Below are 20,887 nucleotides of genomic sequence, written 5' to 3'. Positions count from 1 at the left end.
GAGTCTCGTTCGCGCGTCGGATTGAAGGACATGGCCAAGGGGGTCGTCGGGCTGGCCTCCGACGCGACGGTCATGTTGCGCAACGCGCCGGGGCTGGCGCTGCGCAAGCCGACCAGCACGATGACGATCGGCAGCCTGTTCCAGAAGAAGGCCGGGGCCCATCCCGATCGCCCGTTCCTGCGTTTCGAGGGCAAGTCGTTCACCTACGGCGAGTGCAACCGCCGGGTCAACCGCTACTCGGCACTGCTCGCCGACTCCGGCGTCGTCGCCGGCGACGTGGTGGGGGTGCTCGCCAAGAACAAGCCCGACACCGTGCTCGCCATGCTCGCGATCGTGAAGCTCGGTGCCGTCGCCGGGATGCTGAACTACAACCAGCGCGGCGCTGTGCTCGAACACAGCCTCGGGGTACTCGAGGCCGACGTGATCGTCGTCGATCCCGACGCCCGCGAGGCGCTCGACTCGGTGCCCGAGAAGGCCGTCCCGAAGAACGTGCTCTCCTTCGACGACCTCGACGCGAAGTCGGCGGACCTCTCGCAGGAGAACCCCTCGATCACCGAGACGCTGCCCGCGTCGACCAAGGCGTTCTACATCTTCACCTCCGGCACGACGGGCATGCCCAAGGCCAGCGTGATGTCGCACTTCCGCTGGCTCACCGGACTGTCGGGCATCGGCGGCATGGGTGTCCGTCTGCGTCACGACGACACGATGTACGCCTGTCTGCCGCTGTATCACAACAACGCCTTGACGGTGTCGCTGTCGTCGGTGCTCGGCGCGGGTGCCTGTCTCGCGATCGGCAAGCAGTTCTCGGCGTCGAAGTTCTGGGACGACATCATCCTCAACCGCGCCACCGCCTTCTGCTACATCGGTGAGCTGTGCCGCTACCTGCTGGCGCAGCCCGAGAAGGACACCGACCGGGCCCACTCGGTGCGCGTCGCGGTCGGCAACGGCATGCGCGCGGAGATCTGGGACACCTTCGCCGAGCGTTTCGGCATCGACCGGATCGTCGAGTTCTACGCGGCGAGCGAGTCGAACCTCGCGTTCATCAACATCTTCAACGTCAAGCGCACCGTCGGCTTCTGCCCGCTGCCGTACAAGATCGTGCAGTACGACGGCGAGACCGGTGAGCCGCTGCGCAACGACGCCGGCCGCGCGATGGAGGCCGCCAAGGGTGAGCCGGGTCTGCTGATCTCCGAGATCAACGACCGCATCCCCTTCGACGGCTACACCGACCCGAAGGCGACCGAGAAGAAGATCATCAAGGACGCCTTCGCCGAAGGCGACCAGTGGTTCAACACCGGCGACCTGGTGCGCGATCAGGGCTTCTCGCATGTGGCCTTCGTCGACCGTCTCGGCGACACCTTCCGGTGGAAGGGCGAGAACGTCGCGACCACCGAGGTCGAGGGCGCGCTCGACGCCGACGGACAGATCGGGCAGTCGGTGGTGTTCGGCGTCGAGATCCCCGACACCGACGGCAAGGCCGGCATGGCGGCGGTCACGCTGAAGAACGGCGACAAGCTCGACGGGTCGCAGCTGGCCAAGCACCTCTACGACGCCCTGCCCTCGTACGCGCTGCCGCTGTTCGTGCGCGTGGTCGAGCAGCTCGAGCAGACCTCGACGTTCAAGACCATGAAGGTGGAGTTGCGCGATCAGGGCTACTCCGAGGTCGGCGAGGACCCGCTGTACGTCCTCGCGGGCAAGTCCGACGGATACGTCGAGTACTACGACGGATACGTCGACGACGTGTCGGGCGCCAAAGCCCCGCGCAACTAGGCGTATGGACTACGCGGCCGTCGCCGCACCCGATCTCGGGGTGCCGTCGTCGTGGTTCCCGACCCTGTGCGGCCGACCGGTCGACACCGGCCGGGCGCTGGTGATGGCGATCGTCAACCGCACCCCCGACTCGTTCTACGACCGGGGTGCGGACTTCGGTGACGACGCCGCGATGGACCGCGTGCACCGGGTGGTCGCCGAGGGCGCCGACCTCGTCGACATCGGCGGTGTGAAGGCCGGTCCCGGGGTGGCGGTCGACGCCGCGGAGGAGGCCGACCGTGTGGTGCCGTTCATCGAGTGGGTGCGCTCGGCGTACCCCGACGTCATCATCAGCGTCGACACCTGGCGGGCGGAGGTCGCGGTGACCGCGTGCGCGGCCGGCGCCGACCTCATCAACGACACCTGGGCGGGCACCGACCCCGATCTGGTGCACGCCGCCGCCGACGCGGGTGCGGGCATCGTGTGTTCGCACACCGGGGGAGCGGTACCGCGCACCCGACCGCACCGCGTGCGCTACCCCGACGTGGTCGACGCGGTGGTCACCGACGTGGTGGCCGGTGCCCGTCGTGCCGAGCGGGCCGGGGTCGCGCGCGCCGACATCCTCATCGATCCGACGCACGATTTCGGCAAGAACACCCACCACGGGCTCGCCCTGTTACGGCATGTGAACAATCTCGTTAATACGGGCTGGCCGGTGCTGATGGCACTGAGCAACAAGGATTTCGTGGGGGAGACTCTGGGTGTGGGTCTGGAGGACCGGCTGGAGGGAACTCTGGCCGCGACCGCACTCGCCGCCGCACAGGGCGCGCGTGTGTTCCGGGTCCACGAGGTTGCCGCCACCCGGCGTGTGGTGGACATGGTCGCCGCGATAGCGGGGACCCGTCCGCCCCAACGAACAGTCAGGGGACTCGCATGACCGCCAAGCACACAGGGTCCGCGCCGCGACGCGCGACGCAGATGTGGCCCGCTCCGGCCGACGCCGACCCGACCACCCTCGCCTGGTCGGAGACACACACCTTCGAGCACCCCGTGTTCGACCTCGACGAGCTCGTCGCCCACAAGCGTGGCCGCACCGTCTCGGTGGTGCTGCCCGCGCTGAACGAGGAGGAGACCGTCGCCGAGGTGATCGCCTCGATCCGACCGCTGCTGGGCACCCTCGTCGACGAACTGATCGTCCTCGACTCCGGATCCACCGACGCCACCGCCGAGCGTGCGATCGCCGCGGGCGCGCGGGTCGTCAGCCGCGAGCAGGCCGTCCCCGAGCTGTCGCCGGTCAAGGGCAAAGGTGAGGTGCTGTGGCGGTCGATCGCCGCGACCACCGGTGACCTCATCGCTTTCGTCGACTCCGACCTCATCGATCCCGACCCGATGTTCGTGCCGAAGTTGCTCGGTCCGCTGCTGATGAACCCCGAGATCCAGCTCGTGAAGGGCTACTACCGTCGACCGCTGCGCACCGGTGGCGCGCAGGACCCCAACGGGGGCGGCCGGGTCACCGAACTCGTCGCCCGCCCGTTGCTGGCGTCGCTCAAGCCCGATCTGACCGCCGTGCTGCAGCCACTGGGTGGTGAGTACGCGGGCACCCGGGAACTGTTGTCGGCGGTGCCGTTCGCGCCCGGCTACGGCGTCGAGATCGGTCTGCTGGTCGACACCTACGACCGCTACGGCATGGCCGGTATCGGCCAGGTCAACCTGGGTGTGCGGACCCACCGCAACCGACCGCTGATCGAGCTCGGGGTGATGAGCAGGCAGATCGTGGGCACCCTGATGAACCGGTGCGGGATCGCCGACTCCGGGGTCGGGCTCACGCAGTTCACCGCCGAGACCGACGGCACCTTCACGCCGCACACGACCGAGGTCTACCTCGCCGACCGACCGCCGATGGACACCCTGCGGCCCGGCGCGGTGGACAAGGTCCGCGCCTCCTAGGTCAACCCGTGCCGTCGATCCGACGGATGTGCTTCCATGAGTAGAACGTGTTCTAGTTCTGCGACGGATGGAGGCCGGCATGCCCGGTGGTTCGGTCAGTGACGGTTCCGTGCGGGGAAAGTCGATCCTCGTCACCGGCGGGGGTAGCGGCATCGGTCGCGGTATCGCCGAGATGCTCGCCGCCGACGGCGCCGTGGTCACCGTCGTCGGTCGCAACCGCGACCGCCTCGAGGCGGCCGCGGACGAGATCACCTCGGGGATCACCGGAGGGGGTCGCGTCCATGCGGCCGTCGCCGACATCACCGACGAGGACCAGGTCGTCGCGGCGGTCGCCACCGCGGTCGGCCACACCGGCCGGCTCGACGGCGTCGTCGCGTGCGCCGGGGGCAGCGAGACCATCGGCCCGATCACCCAGATCGACAGCAACGCCTGGCGCAACACCGTCGACCTGAACGTCAACGGCACGATGTACACCTTCAAGCACGCCGCCCGCGAACTGGTGTCGGGTGGCGGTGGATCGATGGTGGCCATCTCGTCGATCGCCGCGTCGAACACCCACCGGTGGTTCGGGGCGTACGGGGTCACCAAGTCCGCCGTCGATCACCTCGTGGCGCTCGCCGCCGACGAGCTCGGCGCGAGCAACGTCCGCGTCAACGGCATCCGACCGGGCCTGACACGTACCGAACTCGTGGCGCTGGTCCTCGACTCGCCGGAACTGAGCGCCGACTACCGCGAGGCGACGCCGCTGCCGCGGGTCGGCGAGGTCACCGACATCGCCGAGCTGGCCGCGTTCCTCCTCGGCGACGCGTCGACCTGGATCACCGGTCAGGTCATCAACGTCGACGGCGGTCAGATGCTGCGCCGGGGTCCTGACTACGGGTCGATGCTCGAGCCGGTGTTCGGTGCCGACGGGTTGCGGGGTGTCGTCGCCCCGGCGACGGAAGGCTGAGGGGTGGCATCCCCCGGCCCGGCCGTCCACCGGGTGGCGGGCCGGACGGTCACGATGCCGGTGCAGATCCGGACGGCGACCGCGTTCGCGGCGATGGTGTCGGTGTCGGCTGCCGCGGCGCAACGGACCATCGACCACACCGGCCTCTCGGTGATCCGGTGGCGACCCGGCCGTGCGGTGTGCGTGCTGGTGTTCGTCGACTACGTCGACGGCGATCTCGGGCCGTACAACGAGTTCGGGGTCTGCTTCCTGGTCCGTCCCCACGACGCCGGCCGCGGCGGGATCGTCGGCGATCTCCGGTCGGTGATGCGCAACGAGGCGTGTGCGCTCATCCACCGTCTCCCGGTCGACGGCGACTTCACCCTGGCGGCCGGCCGCGGCATCTGGGGCTTCCCGAAGACGCTCGCCGCGTTCGAGGTCGACCACCGGGGTCCGGTCCGTACCGGGACGCTGCGGGCCGACTCCTCGACCGTGCTGTCGCTGCGGGTGCGCCAGGGTGTCGCCGTGCCCGACACCGACTCGTCGACCACGTTGACCGCCTACGCCCATCTCGACGGCATCACACGTGCGACACCCTGGACCATGCGTGCCGCCGGCGTGCGGACCCGTCCCGGCGGCGCTCGGCTCGAGCTCGGCGACCACCCGATGGCCGACGAACTGCGTGCGCTCCGGCCGGGTCGCACGCTGCTCGCGTCGTCGATCGGCGCGTTGTCGATGACCTTCGGCGACGCCGTCGTGGTGTCCGGGTCGGCTGCGTCGGGACCGGTCACGGCATCCGGTCTGGGATGATCGCACGGTGCAGACCCTCTTGCTCTACCTGGTCGTCATGGTGCTCGTCATCGGTGCGGTGTTCGCCGTGGTGTGGTTCGTCTTCGGACGCGGCGAGGACCTCCCGCCGCTCGAACGCGACGCGACACTCACCCGGTTGCCGCGCGCCGGGGTCTCCGGCGACGACGTCCGCGCCCTGCGGTTCGCGCTCGTGGCCCGGGGATACAAGCAGTCCGAAGTCGACTGGGCGCTCGAGAAACTGGCCCGCGAGATCGACGAACTCCGCATGGTCATCGTCGACCTCCAGGGGCGCGACGCGAACGATTTCTCGCGGGCCGACACCGACGCGTCCCGGGCCGAGGACGTCTGAGCCGTATCATCGTTGTGAGGTTGACCTGCGTCTGCGTCCGACGGCCGAATTCGTCGAGTGTGGCGCAGCGCATAGAATCGTGAACCGGCGCCGATTGTCGGCGACGTTGTCGGAGGGAGCTTGTGACATGGCGGCGATGAAGCCACGGACCGGAGACGGTCCCCTTGAAGCAGCCAAGGAAGGGCGAGGAATCGTCGTACGCATCCCCATCGAGGGCGGCGGCCGTCTGGTCGTCGAGCTCACCGCAGACGAGGCAGCAGCCCTCGGCGAAGAACTGCGTGGCGTCGTCGCCGGCTGACCCCGCCGCGACGGTCCGCCGATAGCACCTCGATTCCGATGCTGTCGGCGATCATCGATCTGCTCGCGTGCCCGGTGTGCACCGGCGAGCTCGACATCGATGCGGGCACGGTGATCTGCGACCGTGGACACACTTTCGACATCGCCCGTCAGGGCTATGTCTCCCTGCTCGCAGGCTCCACCGGGGGCCTGCGTTCGGATACGACCGCGATGGTCGCCGCGCGTGAACGCGTCCTGGGTGCCGGTCTCTACGCCCCGATCGCCGACGCGGTCGCCGACGCGTCCTCGGGACCGGTCTGCCTCGACGTGGGGGCGGGGACCGGTCACTATCTCGCCCACGCCCTCGACGACTCCGATCCCGCGGCCCGCGGGATCGGTCTGGACCTGTCGAAGTCGTGTGCCCGCGCCACGGCACGTGCCGACGATCGGATCGGGTCGGTCGTCGCCGACGCCTGGCAGCGGCTCCCCGTCGCCGACGGCGTGATCGACACCGTCCTGTCGGTGTTCGCGCCCCGCAACGTCGCCGAGTTCGCCCGCGTGCTCACCGACGACGGCGTCCTCGTGGTGGTCGCGCCCACGCCGCGCCACCTCGCCGAGATCGTCACCCCCATGGGCATGATCGGGGTCGACCCCACCAAACCCGAGCGGATCGGCAACGCACTCACCGGGGTGTTCGAGCGGGAGGACCGCACCGCGGTCGAGCACACGATGCCCCTCGGACGGTCAAACGTCGCCGACCTCGTCACGATGGGACCGTCGGCGCACCACGCGTCGGTCGACGAGATCGCTGCGCGCGCAACGATGTTGCCCGAGCTCGTCGAGGTGACGTGCTCGGTGACGGTGTCGCGCTACCGGCGCGTCTGACCGCATCGCACCACGACCGCTCCGGTCACCGTCCCGCGAGCGCGGCCTGGTACACCGCGATCGTCTGCTCGGCGATCGACTCCCACGAGAACTCCTCGATTGCGCGCGACCGTCCGGCGGCGCCCATCTCGGCGGCCCGTGTCGGGTCGGCGACGACGGCGTTCACCGCGGCGGCGAGTCCCGCCTCGAAGCCCGACTCATCGGACTCGTCGTAGGCGACGAGGCGACCGGTGACCTCGTCGCGCACCACCTCCGGGATGCCGCCGACGTCGGACGCCACGACCGCGGTGCCACACGCCATGGCCTCGAGGTTCACGATCCCCAGCGGCTCGTAGATCGACGGACATACGAATACCGTTGCTGCGGAAAGTATCTCGCGGACCCGTTCGGTGGGCAGCATCTCCTGCACCCAGTACACGCCATCGCGCGTCCGGGAGAGCTCGGCGACGGCCTCGGCGGTCTGCGCACCGATCTCGGGTGTGTCGGGCGCACCCGCGCACAGCACGAGCTGCAGGTCGGGATCGAAGGAGTGTGCCGCGGCGATGAGATGCCGCACGCCCTTCTGCCGGGTGATGCGGCCGACGAACACCGCGATCGGGCGGTCCGGGTCGACGCCGAGCGACCGCAGCGCCGACTGCTCGCCGAACGGTTCGTCGGCGGGGAACCACGTCGCGGTGTCGATGCCGTTCCGCACCACGTGTACTCGCGCCGGGTCGAGTCGGGGGTAGGCGTCGCAGACGTCGACGCGCATGCCCGCGCTGACCGCGATCACCGCGTCGGCGTACTCGACGGCGTTGCGCTCGGCCCAGCTCGACAGTCGGTACCCGCCGCCGAGTTGCTCGGCCTTCCACGGGCGCCGGGGTTCCAGTGAGTGGGCGGTAAGCACGTGGGGCACCCCGTAGAGCTGCGCGGCGACGTGTCCGGCGAGCCCGGTGTACCAGGTGTGCGAGTGCATGATGTCGGCCTCGGACGCGCCGGCGACCATCCGCAGATCGGCCGACATCGTCGTCAACGCCGCGTTGGCACCGGTCAATCCGGGATCGGCGGTGTAGACGTGGGCGGTATCGCGGGGCGCGCCCATGCAGTGCACGTCGACCTCGGCCAACGGTCGCAGATGCCGCACCAGTTCGGTCACGTGGACCCCGGCGCCGCCGTAGACCTCCGGTGGGTACTCGCGGGTCATCATCGCCACTCGCATACCGACGACGCTAGACCCGCGCGCCGTCACCCGCACCCCTGCCCGTCGTCTCGGCGTCGGGTACGTGTGGCGGATCGCCGGGCGCCGAACCGGTGGCCGTTCGCACAGAACGCGGATAGGTTGTGAGGGTGAGATCACAGCCGCACGTGCTCGGAATTGTTCTCGCCGGCGGTGAGGGAAAGCGCTTGTTCCCTTTGACCATGGACCGGGCGAAGCCCGCGGTCCCGTTCGGCGGGGCGTACCGGCTCATCGATTTCGTACTGAGCAACCTCGTGAACGCCGGATACCAGCGGTTGTGCGTGCTCACCCAGTACAAGTCGCACTCCCTCGACCGCCACATCTCGCAGACGTGGCGCATGTCGGGCTTCAACGGCGAATACATCACGCCCGTGCCGGCGCAGCAGCGTCTCGGGCCGCGGTGGTACACCGGCAGCGCGGATGCGATCTTCCAGTCGCTCAACCTCGTCTACGACGAGGAGCCCGACTACATCGTGGTCTTCGGCGCCGACCACGTGTACCGGATGGATCCCGAGCAGATGGTGGAGGCGCACATCGCCTCGGGTGCCGCGGCCACCGTCGCGGGGATCCGCGTCCCGCGCAGCGAGGCGTTCGCGTTCGGCTGCATCGACGCCGACGAGTCCGGTCGCATCACGCAGTTCCTGGAGAAGCCCAAGGACCCACCGGGTACCCCCGACGATCCCGAGGCCACCTTCGCCTCGATGGGCAACTACGTCTTCACCACCTCCGCGCTGGTGGAGGCGATCCGCGCCGACTCCGAGGACAGCGACTCCGACCACGACATGGGCGGCGACATCATCCCCGGCTTCGTCAACCGCGGCGAGGCGTTCGTCTACGACTTCAAGGACAACGAGGTCCCCGGCGCCACCGAGCGCGACAAGGGCTACTGGCGCGACGTCGGGACCCTCGACGCGTTCTACGACGCCCACATGGATCTCGTGTCGGTGCACCCGGTGTTCAACCTCTACAACCGCCGCTGGCCGATCCGTGGTGCGGCCGAGAACCTCGCACCCGCCAAGTTCGTCCACGGCGGTCTCGCGCAGGAATCCGTCGTCGGCGCCGGGTCGATCATCTCCGCTGCGACCGTGCGCAATTCGGTGCTCAGCTCCAACGTCATCATCGAGGACGGCGCTACCGTCGAGGGCAGCGTCCTCATGCCCGGTGTGCGCATCGGCCGGGGTGCGGTCGTGCGCAAGGCGATCCTGGACAAGAACGTGGTCGTCGGCCCCGGTGAGATCCTCGGGGTCGAACTCGAGCGGGACCGCGAGAAGTACGCCATCAGCGCCGGCGGCGTGGTGGCCGTCGGCAAGGGCGTCAGGCTGGGCTGAGGCCCTTCGCCCGGCGCGCCGTGGCGACCAGCGCGGCCATCTCCGCGTGGTGGGTGCCCTCGGGCAGCGCATCGACCGGCCACCACCGCAGGTCGACCGACTCGTCGCTGCGGATGATCTCGGGCAGACCGCCGTCGGGTCCGGGCGGGGCCACCCCGAGGAATCGCACGTCGAGGTGGCGGGTGGGCACTCCCAGCGAGCATGTGATCGGGTGGGTGTGCAGCGCGATCGGCTCATGCGACAACGTCAGTCCGGCGATCCCGGATTCCTCGGTCGCCTCGCGCATGGCGGCGTCGGCGATGCCGTCGTCCTCGGGCTCGCAGTGCCCACCGACCTGGATCCACGCGCCCACGCGGGGGTGCAGCGTGAGGAGGGCGAAAGCCCCGGTGTGGTCGAGGATCATCGTCGAGGCGGTGAGATGGCCGGGCGCGCAGGCGCGCAGGCAGGCGTCGTCGCGCGCGGCGAGGAACGCGAGCACGGTGTGGCGCATGGAATCCTGATGCGGGTCGGTCGTCGACCACCCGGTCAGCATCTCCACCGCCGAGCGGTGCAGGCTCGCCGCGCTCATCGGATCGCCACCGCGGTGGTCGGGTCGGCCGGTGGACGCGGGCCGGTGTCGGCATCCTGCGGGTGTCCGATCGCGATCGCGCCCAACGGTTCCCAGTCGGCGGGCACCTCGAGGATGTCGGTCACGATGTCGGCGGCGAAGATCGTCGACCCCACCCAGCAGCTGCCCACCCCGCGCACCGACAGCGCGACGAGCAGCCCCTGCACCGCGGCCCCGACGGCAACGGTGAACATGGTGTGTTCGGCACGCGTGCGTGCGGCGTCGGGGTAGTCGTGTGCGCCGTCGAGGGCGAGCATGGGTATCACGAGTTCGGGGGCGTCGTAAAGCAGCTGTCCGCGCGCGACGCGGCGTTCGATCGACTCCTCGTCACGTCCGTCGGCCGCGAGGTCCCGACGCCAGCGATCGGCCATCGCGTCGAGCAGGCGGATCCGACGTTCCCGGTCACGCACCCACACCAGACGTACCGGGTGGGTGTGGTGCGGCGCGGGGGCGGTCAGCGCCTCGGCGAACGCCGCGTCCATGACCTCCGGCTCCACGGGTTCGGTGGTGAAGGCGCGCACCGAGCGGCGGGTGAGGAGGGCCTGACGTCGACCGAGGTCGATGGCCTCGGTGGTCCCGAGCCAGAACAGGTCCTCGTCACCCGGGCGGACGAGATCGCGTGCGCCGGAGCCGTCGTCGTGGGGTCGCAGGCCGCGCACGATGGCGACGGGCGTCTCGATCAGCTTGCCCTTCACCAGATCCGCGGCCGCGGCGATCTCGTCGGCCACGGCGATGTCGGTGACGATCAGCGGGTTCCCGTGCGGATCGACGCTGCCGTCATAGGGGTGGGTCACCGCGATGCCGGCCGAGCCGATGGCCGCGTCGATCTGGCCGTTGCGCCAGGCGCGTCCCATGGTGTCGGTGACGATCACCGCGACGCGCACACCGGGATCGGCGGCCAGTCGGTCGCGCAATCGTCGGGCGCTGGCGTCGGGATCGACGGGCAGCAGCGCCAGCTGGTCGGTGTCGATGTTCGAGCCGTCCACCCCGGCCGCCGCCTGCACGATGCCGAGCGCGTTCTCCGTGATCAGCGTGCGGTTCTTGCGTGCCAGGACGCGCACCGATTCGGAGTCGATCAGCGTGCGCCGCAACGTGTCCCGTTCCTCGGGATCGATCGGTGCGGTGACCATGCGGCCCTCGATCTTCGAGAACACCTTGCTCGTCACCACCACGACGTCGTCGTCGCGCAGATCCGGTGCGGCGCCGGCGATCGCGGCGGCCAGATCGTCCCCCTCGACGAAGCGGGGGAGACCACGGACCCCGATGATCTCGAGCGTGCCGGTGGCCGCGTGATCGCCGGTCGCAGGCGGGCGGGGATCAGCGGTCATGTGCGACACCGACGAGATCGCAGGCGTCGCGGACCATCTGGGCCGTCGTCTCCGGATCACTCATGACCAACGGCACCTCGCGGGTGGCGATGCCGGGGATGTCGGCGCCGTCGCCCGGTGCGACCAGCCAGCCGTCGAGGATGCCGGTGCCCGATCGTGCGCCGTAATGGGCGCCGATGGCCTCCGACGTGGTCTCGACCCCGATCACCGACAGGCACTCGTCGGCCATGCCGCGCAGGGGAGCCCCGCCGATCACCGGCGAGATCCCCACCACCGGAGCCTTCGTCGCGCGCAGGGCGGCGCGGATGCCGGGAACGCTGATCACGGCGCCGATGCTGACGACGGGGTTGCTGGGCGCCAGCAAGACGATGTCGGCGTCGGCGATCGCCTCGAGGACGCCGGCGGCCGGCGTCGCCTTCTCCGAACCGACCTGAGCGAAGCCGTGGGTGGGGATCTGGGCCCGGTAACGGACCCACCACTCCTGGAAGTGGATCGCCACCTTCGCGTCGTCGGGGTCGCCGCTGCGGTTGACCACCACGTGGGTCTCGTGGCGATCGTCGGTCACCGGGAGCAGTCGCACACCGGGCTGCCACCGCTTGCACAGGGCCTCGGTGATGTCGGTGAGGGTGTAGCCGGCGTCGAGCATCTGCGTGCGGATGAGATGGGTGGCCAGATCGCGGTCGCCCAGCCCGAACCAGTCCGGATCGGCGCCGTAGGCGGCCAGCTCCTCCTTGGCGTTCCAGGTCTCGTCGGTGCGACCCCACCCGCGTTCGAGATCGATGCCCCCGCCCAGGGTGTACATGCACGTGTCGAGATCGGGACAGATGCGCACCCCGTGCATCCACGCGTCGTCGCCGACGTTGACGATGGCGGTGACGCCGGAGTCCGACGACGTGGACTCGGCTCCGGCGGGAAACGGGGTGCGGCCGAACAGATGGCGCGCACCCTGCAGGAATCGGGCGCCACCGACGCCACCGACGAGAACCGTTGCCTTCACGACCGCCCACTCTAATGGGCGTGGTGACGACCGGCCCGTGGCCATCGAGACCCGACCGAGACATCCGACACGCCAGTGGTGCGACACTCCGGTGGTGTCGTGTCGCGGAATACCGGACCGGCAGTGGTATTGGCAATTTCGCCGTTTCGCTTGACCGAGACACCGGCGTACGTGTCTAATCACACCAGTGTCATTAGCGTTTTGTGATCGAGAATCGTTGAGCGACTTCGTGTTCGATCACACGTTCGAACAGGCCCGACGGCCCGGTTCGTACGCGGTGGCACCGGCTGTACCCATGCACCACGATTCTCGCACCGGCTGCGCCCCTGCGGCGACGGTCATCACCCACCTCGGTCGCCCTGCGGCCGCAAACGAATTCACGAGGAGCCCGGCGATGACTTTCGAGCACCGGATGGGTGACGGATTCCCGTCGAACCACGCCTACCCGTCGGCGGAGAGCGCCGCGGAGTCCGCGCCCGCGTTCGCACCCGCCATGCCGTCCACCCCGCACCTGAGCCTCGTCACCGACGACTTCGATGCCCTCTTCGACGACATCGAGGACCAGTGGCAGGACCGCGCGCTGTGCGCGCAGACCGACCCCGAGGCGTTCTTCCCGGAGAAGGGCGGCTCCACCCGCGAGGCCAAGCGCATCTGCTCGGGCTGCGAGGTGAAGGCCGAGTGCCTCGAGTACGCACTGCACAAGGACGAGCGCTTCGGCATCTGGGGCGGACTGTCCGAGCGTGAGCGCCGCCGCCTCAAGCGCGGCATCATCTGACCGGGCACCGCGTCCCGCGACAGCGCGCCTGACCGCCTCGAGAACCTCTCCGTGGCTGTGCTTCTCGGGTCAGTGCGGTTCGGGATCGATGGTGTCCTCGTCGAGCCCGAGATGTGTGGCCACCTGATGGACCAGGACCTCGTGGACGAGGTCGAGCAGATCGGCTCCCTTGTCCGCGCGACTCTCCAACGGCCGACGGAAGATGACGATCCGCGCCCGTGACGGACGCCCGTTCGCGTCGATACCCGCCGGCAGCAGCCGGGCCAGGGGGATGGCGCCGTCGGCGGTCACCTCGTCGGGCCACTGCACGGTCTCGGGATCGCGGGGGAGGACCCGCGGGATCTCGTCGACCGCGAGGTCGAGATCACCGAGCTGTTCATGCCAGCGCGCGTCGATCTCGGCGAACGCCTCCAGCACCACGAGATCGAACGATTCCGAGCGTGTGTTCGCCGCGGGGACCTGCGGCGGCAGGAGGCTCGATCGCAATCCCCGCCCGCGACGGTCACGACGTCGGCGCCGCGTGGGGCCCGGACCCGATGTGGTGCCGCGATGCCGGGAGACGACCGGAGGGACCCTGCGTGCCATGGCGAGAGTGTAAGCGTGCCGTGATCGAGACCTGTCGACACGGCGCGCGGCGGTGTGTCTGCTGCCCCGTCGGGGTCGGTCGGGATAATCTCGCGTGGTGAGGCTCCCCCGTCAGTGCAGCAGGCCCGGCTGTGCCCAACCCGCTGTCGCGACGTTGACCTTCGTCTACGCCGAGTCGGTCGCCGTCGTCGGCCCGCTCGCGTCGACCGACGAGCCGCACTCGTGGGATCTCTGCGACGACCACGCCAGCCGCATCACCGTCCCACGTGGCTGGGAGATGATGCGCAGCGCCGGAGGGTGGGCGACCCCCGCCGCCGACGAGGACGATCTCACCGCGCTCGCCGAGGCGGTCCGCGAGGCCGGTGGACTGCGGGCCGCGGGCTCGTCGTCGGAATCGATCCGCTCGTGGTCGCCGTTCGTGGGGTCCTCGACCACCGCGGCGGGATCGCCGGGGTCGACCCACACCGGCTCGGCCGGAACCGGGACGCCGCGCTCACGGCCGCGCCCGGGCCGCCGCGGTCATCTCAGGGTGCTACCCGACCCGATCGACTGACGGTTCCCCCGCGGCCTGTGTCGCACCGACGGGGTCGTCCTGGTCACGGCCCTCGTCGACGCCGTGTCGTGTCGTGCGTCGGGCCCATCGGCGTTCGACGGCCGCGCACCCGACCATCACCAGCGCGGCCAGCGACCACCCCAGGATCAGGTCGAACACATAGTGCTCGGCGGAGTACACCAGCGTGAACGCCATCGCCGCGGCGTAGCCCACCCAGAGGATCCGACCGCGCGGACCGACCCGGCGCCACATGAACATCGCCAGCAGGCCGGTCAGCCCGGCGTGCAGCGAGGGGATGGCGGCGACCTGGTTCGACCGCTCCTGGCCGACCTCGATGACGTCGCGCACCGGCCCGATGTGCAGGACGTCCCAGCCGCGACTGGAGATCCGCTCGATGAAGGGCTTCGCGGCCGGATCGTCGGGGGTCATCGGACCCAACACCCCACCGCCGGGAACGTTCTCGGGTGTACCGGTGATGCACGGTGGGAACGCCGGGCCGCCGACGACCTGTTCGGCCGTGCACTGCGCCGCGGCCCACGGCGGCGCCGCAGGCACCAGGATGTAGCCGACGAGACCGAGGAAGAACAGCGCGACGAAACGCGTCACGAACTTCTTCCACGCCGTCCGGTCGCGGAGCCACAGCCACCCCGCCAGGGCGTAGGGGACGATGAAGTAGGACATGTAGACGACGCTGGTGATGATCTCCCACCACTGCGGGTCGGCGTGTTTGAGATGTTCCTGCAGCCACACCGTGGGGACCACACCGAACATCCAGCGATCGGCGTCGACGGCGAGATGCCATCGCGTGGGCATCCCGAGGAACGCCGCGGTGCCGCGGGTGCTCTCGTAGGCGAACAGCACGAGACCGAACGGGAGCCAGTCGCGCACCACCAGGAGCGGGTTGCGGCGCCCGATGCTCGCGGCGGCGAGGCCGGTGACGACCACGACCATGATCGGGACGAACCCGAACGACATCACCCGTGTGCCGGCGAGGGTCGCAACGACCAACGCCCACACGGCGATCGCGGCCCGGCGTAACCTCACCGCCCCCGGCGACGATGTCCCGGTAGTGGTGTCGGTCCCGGTCTGCGTCGGGGATCGCAGGTCGGTCACCGGCAGGTCCCTGCGACTAAGCTGACCCCTGCGAGTGCGAAGTCCGTACCACCGATGTCACACCGAGGAGAGCCACCGTGCCTGACCCGACCGGGGACCGCAGCGTCGCCACCGACCGGACCACCGAGTCCGTCGCCGCGGTGGTGAAGGCCTACGACGTCCGTGGCCTGGTCGGCGAGCAGATCGACGCGCCGTTCGTCGCCGACGTGGGGCGCGCGTTCGCCCGCCTGGTGCGCGCCGACGGCGCGACGTCGATCGTCGTCGGACACGACATGCGCGACTCCTCGCCCGAGCTCTCCCGGGCGTTCGCCGACGGGGTCTGCGAGCAGGGTGTGGACGTGATCCTCATCGGTCTCGCGTCGACCGATCAGCTGTATTTCGCGTCGGGTCGCCTCGATCAACCGGGCGCCATGTTCACCGCGAGTCACAACCCCGCCGCCTACAACGGCATCAAGCTCTGCCGGGCCGGGGCCAAGCCGGTCGGCCAGGACACGGGACTGGCGACGATCGCCGCCGAGCTTGTCACCGGGACGGACCCGTACGACGGTGCGCGCGGCACCATCAGCGAGCAGGACGTCCTCACGGACTATGCGGCGTATCTGCACGAACTCGTCGATCTCTCCGGTAGTAGACCGCTGACGGTCGCGGTTGACGCGGGGAACGGCATGGGGGGACACACCGTCCCGGCGGTCCTGGGTGATTCCCCGGTGTTCACCGTGCGTTCACTCTACTTCGAACTCGACGGCACCTTTCCCAACCACGAGGCAAACCCCCTCGACCCGGCGAACCTCGTGGACCTGCAGGCCTACGTCCGTGAGACCGGCGCCGACATCGGGCTGGCCTTCGACGGCGACGCCGATCGATGCTTCGTCGTCGACGAGAAGGGCGATCCCGTCTCGCCGTCGGCGGTGACCGGGCTCGTCGCCGCGCGAGAACTCGCCAAGAACCCGGGCGCGACGATCATCCACAACCTCATCACCTCGCGCGCCGTCCCCGAGCTCGTCTCCGAACTCGGGGGGACGCCCGTGCGGACACGGGTCGGCCATTCCTTCATCAAGGCGCGGATGGCGCAGACCGGCGCGGTGTTCGGCGGCGAACACTCCGCGCACTACTACTTCCGCGACTTCTGGGGCGCCGACTCGGGCATGCTCGCCGCGATGCACGTGCTCGCCGCCCTGGGTGAGACCGACGTCCCCGCATCGCAGCTGTTCGCCTCCTACGAGCGCTACCACGCCTCCGGTGAGATCAACTCGACCGTCGCCGACGCCGCCGCGAGCACCGCGGCGGTGGTCGCCGACTTCACCGCCGAGACCGCCGACGTCGACTCGCTCGACGGTGTCACGGTGAGCCTCGACGACGGATCGTGGTTCAACCTGCGTGCCTCGAACACCGAACCCCTGCTGCGCCTCAACGCCGAGGCCGCCGACGCGGCGCGGGTCGATCAGCTCGTCGACCGCATTCTCGCCATCGTCCGCCCGACCGCGCCGATACGCTGATCTGATGCTCACCGGCGCACCCGACCTCGACGACGTCACGCGGCTGCAGTCCGCCGATGTCCACGGGTTGCTGCGCGCCGCCGCGCTCGCCGGCGCGCAGGTGCGGGCCGTCGCGGCCGCCGTCGACGAACAGGTCCTCTCGCCGCTCGCCGATCTGCGGCCCCGCGCGCTGGTGATCGTGACCGGTCACGGGACCGCCCGCCGCGCCGCCGACCTCATCGTGGCCACCCTCGCCGCCCGCACCGACGTGCCGATCGTGGTCGCCGACAGCCTCCCCGGATGGATCGGTCCCCTCGACGTCGTCGTGGTGTCCGGTGACGACGCGGGCGACATGGCGTTGGCCGATGCCGTGGCGCGGTCGGTCCGTCGACGCGCCGAGGTCGTCGTCGACGCGCCGATGGAGGGCCCGATCCGCGACGCCGCGGCGGGCTCGGCCCTCGACCTGTCGCCCCGGGTCCCGGTCCGCCCGGAGTTCCGCTTCATCGGCCACGTCGTCGCGCTGAGTTCGGTGATCCGCGCGCTGCGCGCGGTACGCACCGCGGGCACCGCCCTCGACCTCTCGGCGCTGGCCGAGGCCCTCGACGACGAGGCGGGGGCCGCCCACCCCGACAACGAGGTCTTCCACAACGCGGCCAAGGGCCTCGCGTCACGGATCTCCGGGCGGCCCGTCACGTGGGCGGGGGACACCCCGGCGTCGACGGTGCTCGCCGTGCACGCCTCGCGGACGTTGCACGCCGTGGCCGGCGTCGGCGGCGTCGGATGCGATCTCCTCGAGGCCGTCGCCGCCCAGGCCGCGCGACCGGAGTCCTCGGGCGCGGTCGCCGACTCGATCTTCCACGATCCCGAGTTCGACGGTCCCGCAGGCGGTCCCGCGGTACGGGTGCAGGTCATCACCACCCCGGGTCGCGAGTGGTCGCTGCATCAGCGGATGTCGGTGCTCGCCGACGCCGACGTGGTGGAGGTCGGCCCCACCACCGGCGCCGGGCCCGCCGCCCCCCTCGAGCCCGGCGCGCCGGGCGGTGTCGAGGGGATCGACACGCCCGAGGACATCGCGCCACTGGTGGTGACGGCGTTGCGGATCGAGATGGCGGCGGTCTACCTCCGACTGATCGGGGCGGTGTGATGCACGTGCTCGAAGGGGTCGTGCGGCCCTACGCGTGGGGGTCGCGGACCGCGCTGGCGGCACTGCGCGGTCTGCCGACACCCTCGGCGCACCCCGAGGCCGAACTGTGGTTCGGCGCCCATCCCGCCGCCCCGGCCCGCGCGGTCGACGACGACGTGGACCTGCTGTCGGTGATCGAGACCGATCCCGCCGCGCAACTGGGTGCGGCGTGTGCGAACACCTTCGGCGACCGGTTGCCGTTCCTGCTCAAGGTGCTCGCGGCCGACGAACCCCTGTCGTTGCAGGCCCATCCCACCCTCGCGCAGGCGCGCGCGGGATTCGCCCGCGAGAACGCCGCCGGCATCCCCGTCGACGCACCGGACCGCAACTACCGCGACGACAACCACAAGCCCGAGCTGGTGGTGGCCCTCACCGAGTTCGACGCCCTGGCCGGGTTCCGGGACCCCGCCACGACCGTCGACCTCCTGCGCGACCTGCAGGTCGCCGAGCTGGACCCCTACCTGGGTCTGCTGGCGGGACAGCCGGATTCGCACGGTCTGCGTGCGCTCTTCACCACGTGGATCACCCTGCCCGACGCGATTCTGCACGCCCTCATCCCGGCCGTCCTCGACGGGGCGATCGCTTACCTCAACCGCGGTGACCGCCGGTTCGCCACCGAGTTGCAGACCGTCCTCGAGCTCGGCGAGGCCTATCCGATGGACCCCGGTGTCCTCACCGTCCTGCTGCTCAACCGGTTGCGGCTGAGCCCCGGCGAGGGGTTGTACCTCGGGGCGGGCAACCTGCACGCCTACCTCCGCGGTACGGCGGTGGAGGTGATGGCCAACTCCGACAACGTGTTACGTGGTGGGCTGACCCCCAAACACATGGACGTGCCCGAGTTGCTCGCGGTCCTCGACTTCGCGACATCGGCCCCGGCCGACCTGCACCCGCACATCCACGTGCTCGGCGCCGAGAAGATCTACAGCACACCCGCTCCCGAGTTCCGGCTCTCGCGGATCGATCTCGACGGGACCGGTCTGCAGCGATCGTCGTCGATCTCCCTCGACGCCGCGGGCCCACAGATCCTCACCGTCATCGACGGCACGATCGAGGTGCGGTCGCACACCGGTGAGGTGGTGTCGGTCTCGGCCGGGCACTCACTGTGGCTGGGCGACGCCGATCCCGACGTGGTGGTGCGCGCGGCGTCGAGTTCGGCGGTGTTCTTCCGTGCGCTGGTGCCCGCCCCACGTCCCGTGGCGGACGGCCTCGGTGGCACCGCCCACGCCGAGCGGTCCGCCGGCGGTGCGGGGCTCAGTTCGCGGGCGTGAGCGAGCCGACCAACCGCTCCCACTGGTGACCGATCTCGTCGATGGTCAGTCCCTCGTGTTCGGTCAGGTGGAAGATCGCGGCCGCCTCCAGCGGGGCGAGCACCGCGAGGCTCAACGCCTCGTCGACCGGTGCGAAACCCATGTCGCGCAACAGGGCCCGGACGTGCATGACCGACACCTGTCGGGCGGGGTGCGACAGGCGGTCGGGTCCGGCCGCGTCGTCGGCCTCGACCAGGACGTCGAGATGGGCGCAGACCATCGCCAGTCGGGCCAGGCCGTAGGCGACGAGTCGTTCGCGTGGTGCCGCACCCGGCCCCAGGGGAGGGGGTCCGCTCATGAAGGCCCGCTGCATCTCCGATTCGGAATGGTCGAGGAGCGCGAGCATGAGGCCCGCGCGGCTGCCGAAACGCCGGAACACCGTGCCCTTGCCGACCCCGGCGGCGCGGGCCACCTCGTCCATCGTCACCGCGGCGGCACCGTGGTTGTCGATCAGGCGCTTCGCGGCGTCGAGGAGCAGCAGTCGGTTGCGACCGGCGTCGGCGCGTTCTCCCTCGCCGGGCCCGGCCATCGGCAACGCCGCGACCCCGATCGGCAGGTCCGGCAGCGGGGCCGTGGAGCGCGCACGAGGGCGCTCCGCGGGGTCGCCCATGGCCCCCCGGGCACTGGACGTGCGTTCACCTGACACACCCCGAGCGTATCGGGCACCTCGACGCGGAATGCATTCGGACCCGAGTCCGTTTATACGACGGTGCAACGCGGCACGCTCGTATCAGGAACAGCGGAGAACGACGGGCCGGACGACGACCGGCAGGAGAAGGAGTGGTGACGATGTCGGAGAACACGACGCGGATCGCGGTGTTGGTGGGAAGCCTGCGGGCAGGGTCGATCAACCGGGAGCTGGCGGAGGTCGCCGCGGCGACCGCGCCGGAATCGGTGCAGGTCGAGATCGTCGAGGGTCTCGCGGCGGTGCCGTTCTACAACGAGGACCTCGACGTCGAGCCCCTCGACCCGGCCGTGGCCGATCTGCGCGCGGCGATCGACGCCGCCGACGCGGTGCTGATCGTCACCCCGGAGTACAACGGCACGATGCCCGCGGTGGTCAAGAACGCCATCGACTGGGCGTCTCGGCCCTACGGCGCGGGCGCGCTGAAGGGCAAGCCCGTGGCGGCCATCGGCGCCTCACTCGGGCGCTATGCCGGCAAGTGGTCGCAGGACGACGCGCGCAAGTCGCTCGGTGTCGCGGGTGGCCGCGTCGTCGAGAGCGTCGAGGTGGGCATCGCGACCTCGGAGTTGGGTGAGCGGACCGTCTCGCAGGTTCCCGAGATCGTCGAGCAGGTTCGCGGCGCGGTCGCCGACCTCACCAGCGCGGTGGGTGTCGCGGCCTGACCCGAGGCCCCCTCGCGGCCCCCGACCAGCACGCGGTGGGGGTCGCCGACGCGAACGCTGTGGCGGCATCACGACATGTGGTGCCGCCACTGTCGTATGTCCGGCCTACTGTGACGCGTGACACGCCGA

Annotated in this window: 22 protein-coding genes; 15 read left to right on the top strand and 7 right to left on the bottom strand. The window is 70.3% G+C overall.

Translation table 11 applies throughout. From position 1 onward, the window contains the following. The first annotated feature begins 30 nt into the window (after positions 1 to 30). The 8 genes from OG579_RS05950 (at position 31) to OG579_RS05915 (ending at position 6,944) form a co-directional block, all read left to right on the top strand. Positions 31 to 1,770, top strand: coding sequence for a long-chain-acyl-CoA synthetase (locus OG579_RS05950; RefSeq protein ID WP_238981303.1), 1,740 nt, complete (start codon positions 31 to 33; stop codon positions 1,768 to 1,770). Between the two features lie 4 nt (positions 1,771 to 1,774). Next, positions 1,775 to 2,686: a dihydropteroate synthase gene (gene folP / locus OG579_RS05945; RefSeq protein WP_328858428.1), complete on the top strand. Its 912-nt coding sequence runs from the start codon at positions 1,775 to 1,777 to the stop codon at positions 2,684 to 2,686. After that, positions 2,683 to 3,696, top strand: coding sequence for a glucosyl-3-phosphoglycerate synthase (locus OG579_RS05940; RefSeq protein WP_408068753.1), 1,014 nt, complete (start codon positions 2,683 to 2,685; stop codon positions 3,694 to 3,696). Before folP ends, OG579_RS05940 begins: the two co-directional genes overlap by 4 nt. Before the next feature lie 79 nt (positions 3,697 to 3,775). Then, on the top strand, positions 3,776 to 4,645 hold the full coding sequence (locus OG579_RS05935; protein WP_328858427.1) for an SDR family oxidoreductase: 870 nt from the start codon (positions 3,776 to 3,778) through the stop codon (positions 4,643 to 4,645). Between the two features lie 54 nt (positions 4,646 to 4,699). Further along, entirely contained in the window at positions 4,700 to 5,434 is a 735-nt protein-coding gene (locus tag OG579_RS05930) for an acetoacetate decarboxylase family protein (protein WP_328859168.1), read from the top strand. 7 nt (positions 5,435 to 5,441) lie between these two features. Next, positions 5,442 to 5,783: a DivIVA domain-containing protein gene (locus OG579_RS05925; RefSeq protein ID WP_328858426.1), complete on the top strand. Its 342-nt coding sequence runs from the start codon at positions 5,442 to 5,444 to the stop codon at positions 5,781 to 5,783. A gap of 127 nt (positions 5,784 to 5,910) precedes the next feature. Continuing rightward, the gene (locus tag OG579_RS05920; protein WP_082501978.1) at positions 5,911 to 6,081 is read left to right on the top strand and encodes a DUF3117 domain-containing protein; all 171 of its coding nucleotides are present in this window, start codon (positions 5,911 to 5,913) and stop codon (positions 6,079 to 6,081) included. A 38-nt stretch (positions 6,082 to 6,119) separates the two neighbouring features. Further along, positions 6,120 to 6,944 carry a putative RNA methyltransferase gene (locus tag OG579_RS05915; protein ID WP_328858425.1) on the top strand — a complete coding sequence of 275 codons (825 nt, stop codon included), beginning with the start codon at positions 6,120 to 6,122 and terminating at the stop codon, positions 6,942 to 6,944. Between the two features lie 25 nt (positions 6,945 to 6,969). On the opposite strand, the gene glgA is transcribed toward OG579_RS05915, so the two are convergent. Then, on the bottom strand, positions 6,970 to 8,142 hold the full coding sequence (gene glgA / locus OG579_RS05910; RefSeq protein WP_328858424.1) for a glycogen synthase: 1,173 nt from the start codon (positions 8,140 to 8,142) through the stop codon (positions 6,970 to 6,972). A 128-nt stretch (positions 8,143 to 8,270) separates the two neighbouring features. Between glgA and glgC the strand changes: the two genes are divergently transcribed. Beyond that, positions 8,271 to 9,488 (top strand): glucose-1-phosphate adenylyltransferase, encoded by a 1,218-nt coding sequence (gene glgC / locus OG579_RS05905; protein WP_082080278.1) that lies wholly within the window; start codon positions 8,271 to 8,273, stop codon positions 9,486 to 9,488. On the opposite strand, the gene OG579_RS05900 is transcribed toward glgC, so the two are convergent. Genes OG579_RS05900 through cofD form a run of 3 tightly spaced genes read right to left on the bottom strand, consistent with a single transcriptional unit; the run spans position 9,475 to position 12,420 of the window. Then, positions 9,475 to 10,056, bottom strand: a complete 582-nt coding sequence (locus tag OG579_RS05900) for an NUDIX hydrolase (RefSeq protein ID WP_328858423.1) — start codon at positions 10,054 to 10,056, stop codon at positions 9,475 to 9,477. The two genes, glgC and OG579_RS05900, sit on opposite strands and share 14 nt — an antisense overlap. Beyond that, complete coding sequence (locus OG579_RS05895) at positions 10,053 to 11,423, bottom strand: coenzyme F420-0:L-glutamate ligase (protein ID WP_328858422.1); 1,371 nt, start codon at positions 11,421 to 11,423, stop codon at positions 10,053 to 10,055. The genes OG579_RS05900 and OG579_RS05895 overlap by 4 nt, the downstream gene beginning before the upstream one ends. Further along, the gene (gene cofD, locus OG579_RS05890) at positions 11,413 to 12,420 is read right to left on the bottom strand and encodes a 2-phospho-L-lactate transferase (protein ID WP_328858421.1); all 1,008 of its coding nucleotides are present in this window, start codon (positions 12,418 to 12,420) and stop codon (positions 11,413 to 11,415) included. Before cofD ends, OG579_RS05895 begins: the two co-directional genes overlap by 11 nt. A 493-nt stretch (positions 12,421 to 12,913) precedes the next feature. On the opposite strand from cofD, the gene OG579_RS05885 reads away from it, so the two are divergent. Then, positions 12,914 to 13,195, top strand: coding sequence for a WhiB family transcriptional regulator (locus tag OG579_RS05885; protein ID WP_055790977.1), 282 nt, complete (start codon positions 12,914 to 12,916; stop codon positions 13,193 to 13,195). A gap of 69 nt (positions 13,196 to 13,264) precedes the next feature. Here OG579_RS05885 and OG579_RS05880 read toward each other — a convergent pair whose 3' ends face one another. Continuing rightward, positions 13,265 to 13,780, bottom strand: a complete 516-nt coding sequence (locus OG579_RS05880) for a metallopeptidase family protein (protein WP_082080275.1) — start codon at positions 13,778 to 13,780, stop codon at positions 13,265 to 13,267. Between the two features lie 97 nt (positions 13,781 to 13,877). On the opposite strand from OG579_RS05880, the gene OG579_RS05875 reads away from it, so the two are divergent. Continuing rightward, positions 13,878 to 14,333, top strand: a complete 456-nt coding sequence (locus OG579_RS05875) for a DUF3499 domain-containing protein (RefSeq protein ID WP_328858420.1) — start codon at positions 13,878 to 13,880, stop codon at positions 14,331 to 14,333. Here the strand turns inward: OG579_RS05875 and OG579_RS05870 are convergent. After that, positions 14,313 to 15,446 (bottom strand): phosphatase PAP2 family protein, encoded by a 1,134-nt coding sequence (locus OG579_RS05870; protein ID WP_328858419.1) that lies wholly within the window; start codon positions 15,444 to 15,446, stop codon positions 14,313 to 14,315. The genes OG579_RS05875 and OG579_RS05870 overlap by 21 nt on opposite strands. 77 nt (positions 15,447 to 15,523) lie before the next feature. On the opposite strand from OG579_RS05870, the gene OG579_RS05865 reads away from it, so the two are divergent. Genes OG579_RS05865 through manA form a run of 3 tightly spaced genes read left to right on the top strand, consistent with a single transcriptional unit; the run spans position 15,524 to position 19,372 of the window. Next, positions 15,524 to 16,942, top strand: a complete 1,419-nt coding sequence (locus OG579_RS05865; RefSeq protein ID WP_328858418.1) for a phosphomannomutase/phosphoglucomutase — start codon at positions 15,524 to 15,526, stop codon at positions 16,940 to 16,942. A 4-nt stretch (positions 16,943 to 16,946) separates the two neighbouring features. Further along, positions 16,947 to 18,065 (top strand): hypothetical protein, encoded by a 1,119-nt coding sequence (locus OG579_RS05860; protein ID WP_328858417.1) that lies wholly within the window; start codon positions 16,947 to 16,949, stop codon positions 18,063 to 18,065. After that, positions 18,065 to 19,372 (top strand): mannose-6-phosphate isomerase, class I, encoded by a 1,308-nt coding sequence (gene manA / locus OG579_RS05855; protein ID WP_328858416.1) that lies wholly within the window; start codon positions 18,065 to 18,067, stop codon positions 19,370 to 19,372. The genes OG579_RS05860 and manA overlap by 1 nt, the downstream gene beginning before the upstream one ends. Here the strand turns inward: manA and OG579_RS05850 are convergent. Beyond that, positions 19,356 to 19,940, bottom strand: coding sequence for a TetR/AcrR family transcriptional regulator (locus OG579_RS05850; RefSeq protein WP_045823451.1), 585 nt, complete (start codon positions 19,938 to 19,940; stop codon positions 19,356 to 19,358). The two genes, manA and OG579_RS05850, sit on opposite strands and share 17 nt — an antisense overlap. Positions 19,941 to 20,200: 260 nt before the next feature. Here OG579_RS05850 and OG579_RS05845 point away from each other — a divergent pair, with 260 nt between their 5' ends. Next, complete coding sequence (locus tag OG579_RS05845) at positions 20,201 to 20,758, top strand: NAD(P)H-dependent oxidoreductase (protein WP_045823450.1); 558 nt, start codon at positions 20,201 to 20,203, stop codon at positions 20,756 to 20,758. Positions 20,759 to 20,887: the final 129 nt, after the last annotated feature.

Origin of the sequence: Williamsia herbipolensis (assembly GCF_036153515.1) — a bacterium.
Taxonomy (GTDB): Bacteria; Actinomycetota; Actinomycetes; order Mycobacteriales; family Mycobacteriaceae; genus Williamsia_A; species Williamsia_A herbipolensis.
The sequence above is the reverse complement of the archived record's forward strand: the minus strand, read 5'-3'. Positions and strand labels throughout refer to the sequence as shown.

Excerpts from the sequence above, each read along its gene's own strand:
- OG579_RS05935 (WP_328858427.1), top strand. The coding sequence starts at position 3,776 with ATGCCCGGTGGTTCGGTCAGTGACGGTTCCGTGCGGGGAAAGTCGATC.
- OG579_RS05915 (WP_328858425.1), top strand. The coding sequence starts at position 6,120 with ATGCTGTCGGCGATCATCGATCTGCTCGCGTGCCCGGTGTGCACCGGC.
- OG579_RS05940 (WP_408068753.1), top strand. The coding sequence starts at position 2,683 with ATGACCGCCAAGCACACAGGGTCCGCGCCGCGACGCGCGACGCAGATG.
- OG579_RS05845 (WP_045823450.1), top strand. The coding sequence starts at position 20,201 with ATGTCGGAGAACACGACGCGGATCGCGGTGTTGGTGGGAAGCCTGCGG.
- OG579_RS05900 (WP_328858423.1), bottom strand. The coding sequence starts at position 10,056 with ATGAGCGCGGCGAGCCTGCACCGCTCGGCGGTGGAGATGCTGACCGGG.
- glgA (WP_328858424.1), bottom strand. The coding sequence starts at position 8,142 with ATGCGAGTGGCGATGATGACCCGCGAGTACCCACCGGAGGTCTACGGC.
- folP (WP_328858428.1), top strand. The coding sequence starts at position 1,775 with ATGGACTACGCGGCCGTCGCCGCACCCGATCTCGGGGTGCCGTCGTCG.
- OG579_RS05880 (WP_082080275.1), bottom strand. The coding sequence starts at position 13,780 with ATGGCACGCAGGGTCCCTCCGGTCGTCTCCCGGCATCGCGGCACCACA.
- OG579_RS05885 (WP_055790977.1), top strand. The coding sequence starts at position 12,914 with ATGCCGTCCACCCCGCACCTGAGCCTCGTCACCGACGACTTCGATGCC.
- OG579_RS05860 (WP_328858417.1), top strand. The coding sequence starts at position 16,947 with ATGCTCACCGGCGCACCCGACCTCGACGACGTCACGCGGCTGCAGTCC.
- OG579_RS05850 (WP_045823451.1), bottom strand. The coding sequence starts at position 19,940 with ATGGCCGGGCCCGGCGAGGGAGAACGCGCCGACGCCGGTCGCAACCGA.
- OG579_RS05930 (WP_328859168.1), top strand. The coding sequence starts at position 4,700 with ATGCCGGTGCAGATCCGGACGGCGACCGCGTTCGCGGCGATGGTGTCG.
- OG579_RS05950 (WP_238981303.1), top strand. The coding sequence starts at position 31 with ATGGCCAAGGGGGTCGTCGGGCTGGCCTCCGACGCGACGGTCATGTTG.
- OG579_RS05920 (WP_082501978.1), top strand. The coding sequence starts at position 5,911 with ATGGCGGCGATGAAGCCACGGACCGGAGACGGTCCCCTTGAAGCAGCC.
- manA (WP_328858416.1), top strand. The coding sequence starts at position 18,065 with ATGCACGTGCTCGAAGGGGTCGTGCGGCCCTACGCGTGGGGGTCGCGG.
- OG579_RS05895 (WP_328858422.1), bottom strand. The coding sequence starts at position 11,423 with ATGACCGCTGATCCCCGCCCGCCTGCGACCGGCGATCACGCGGCCACC.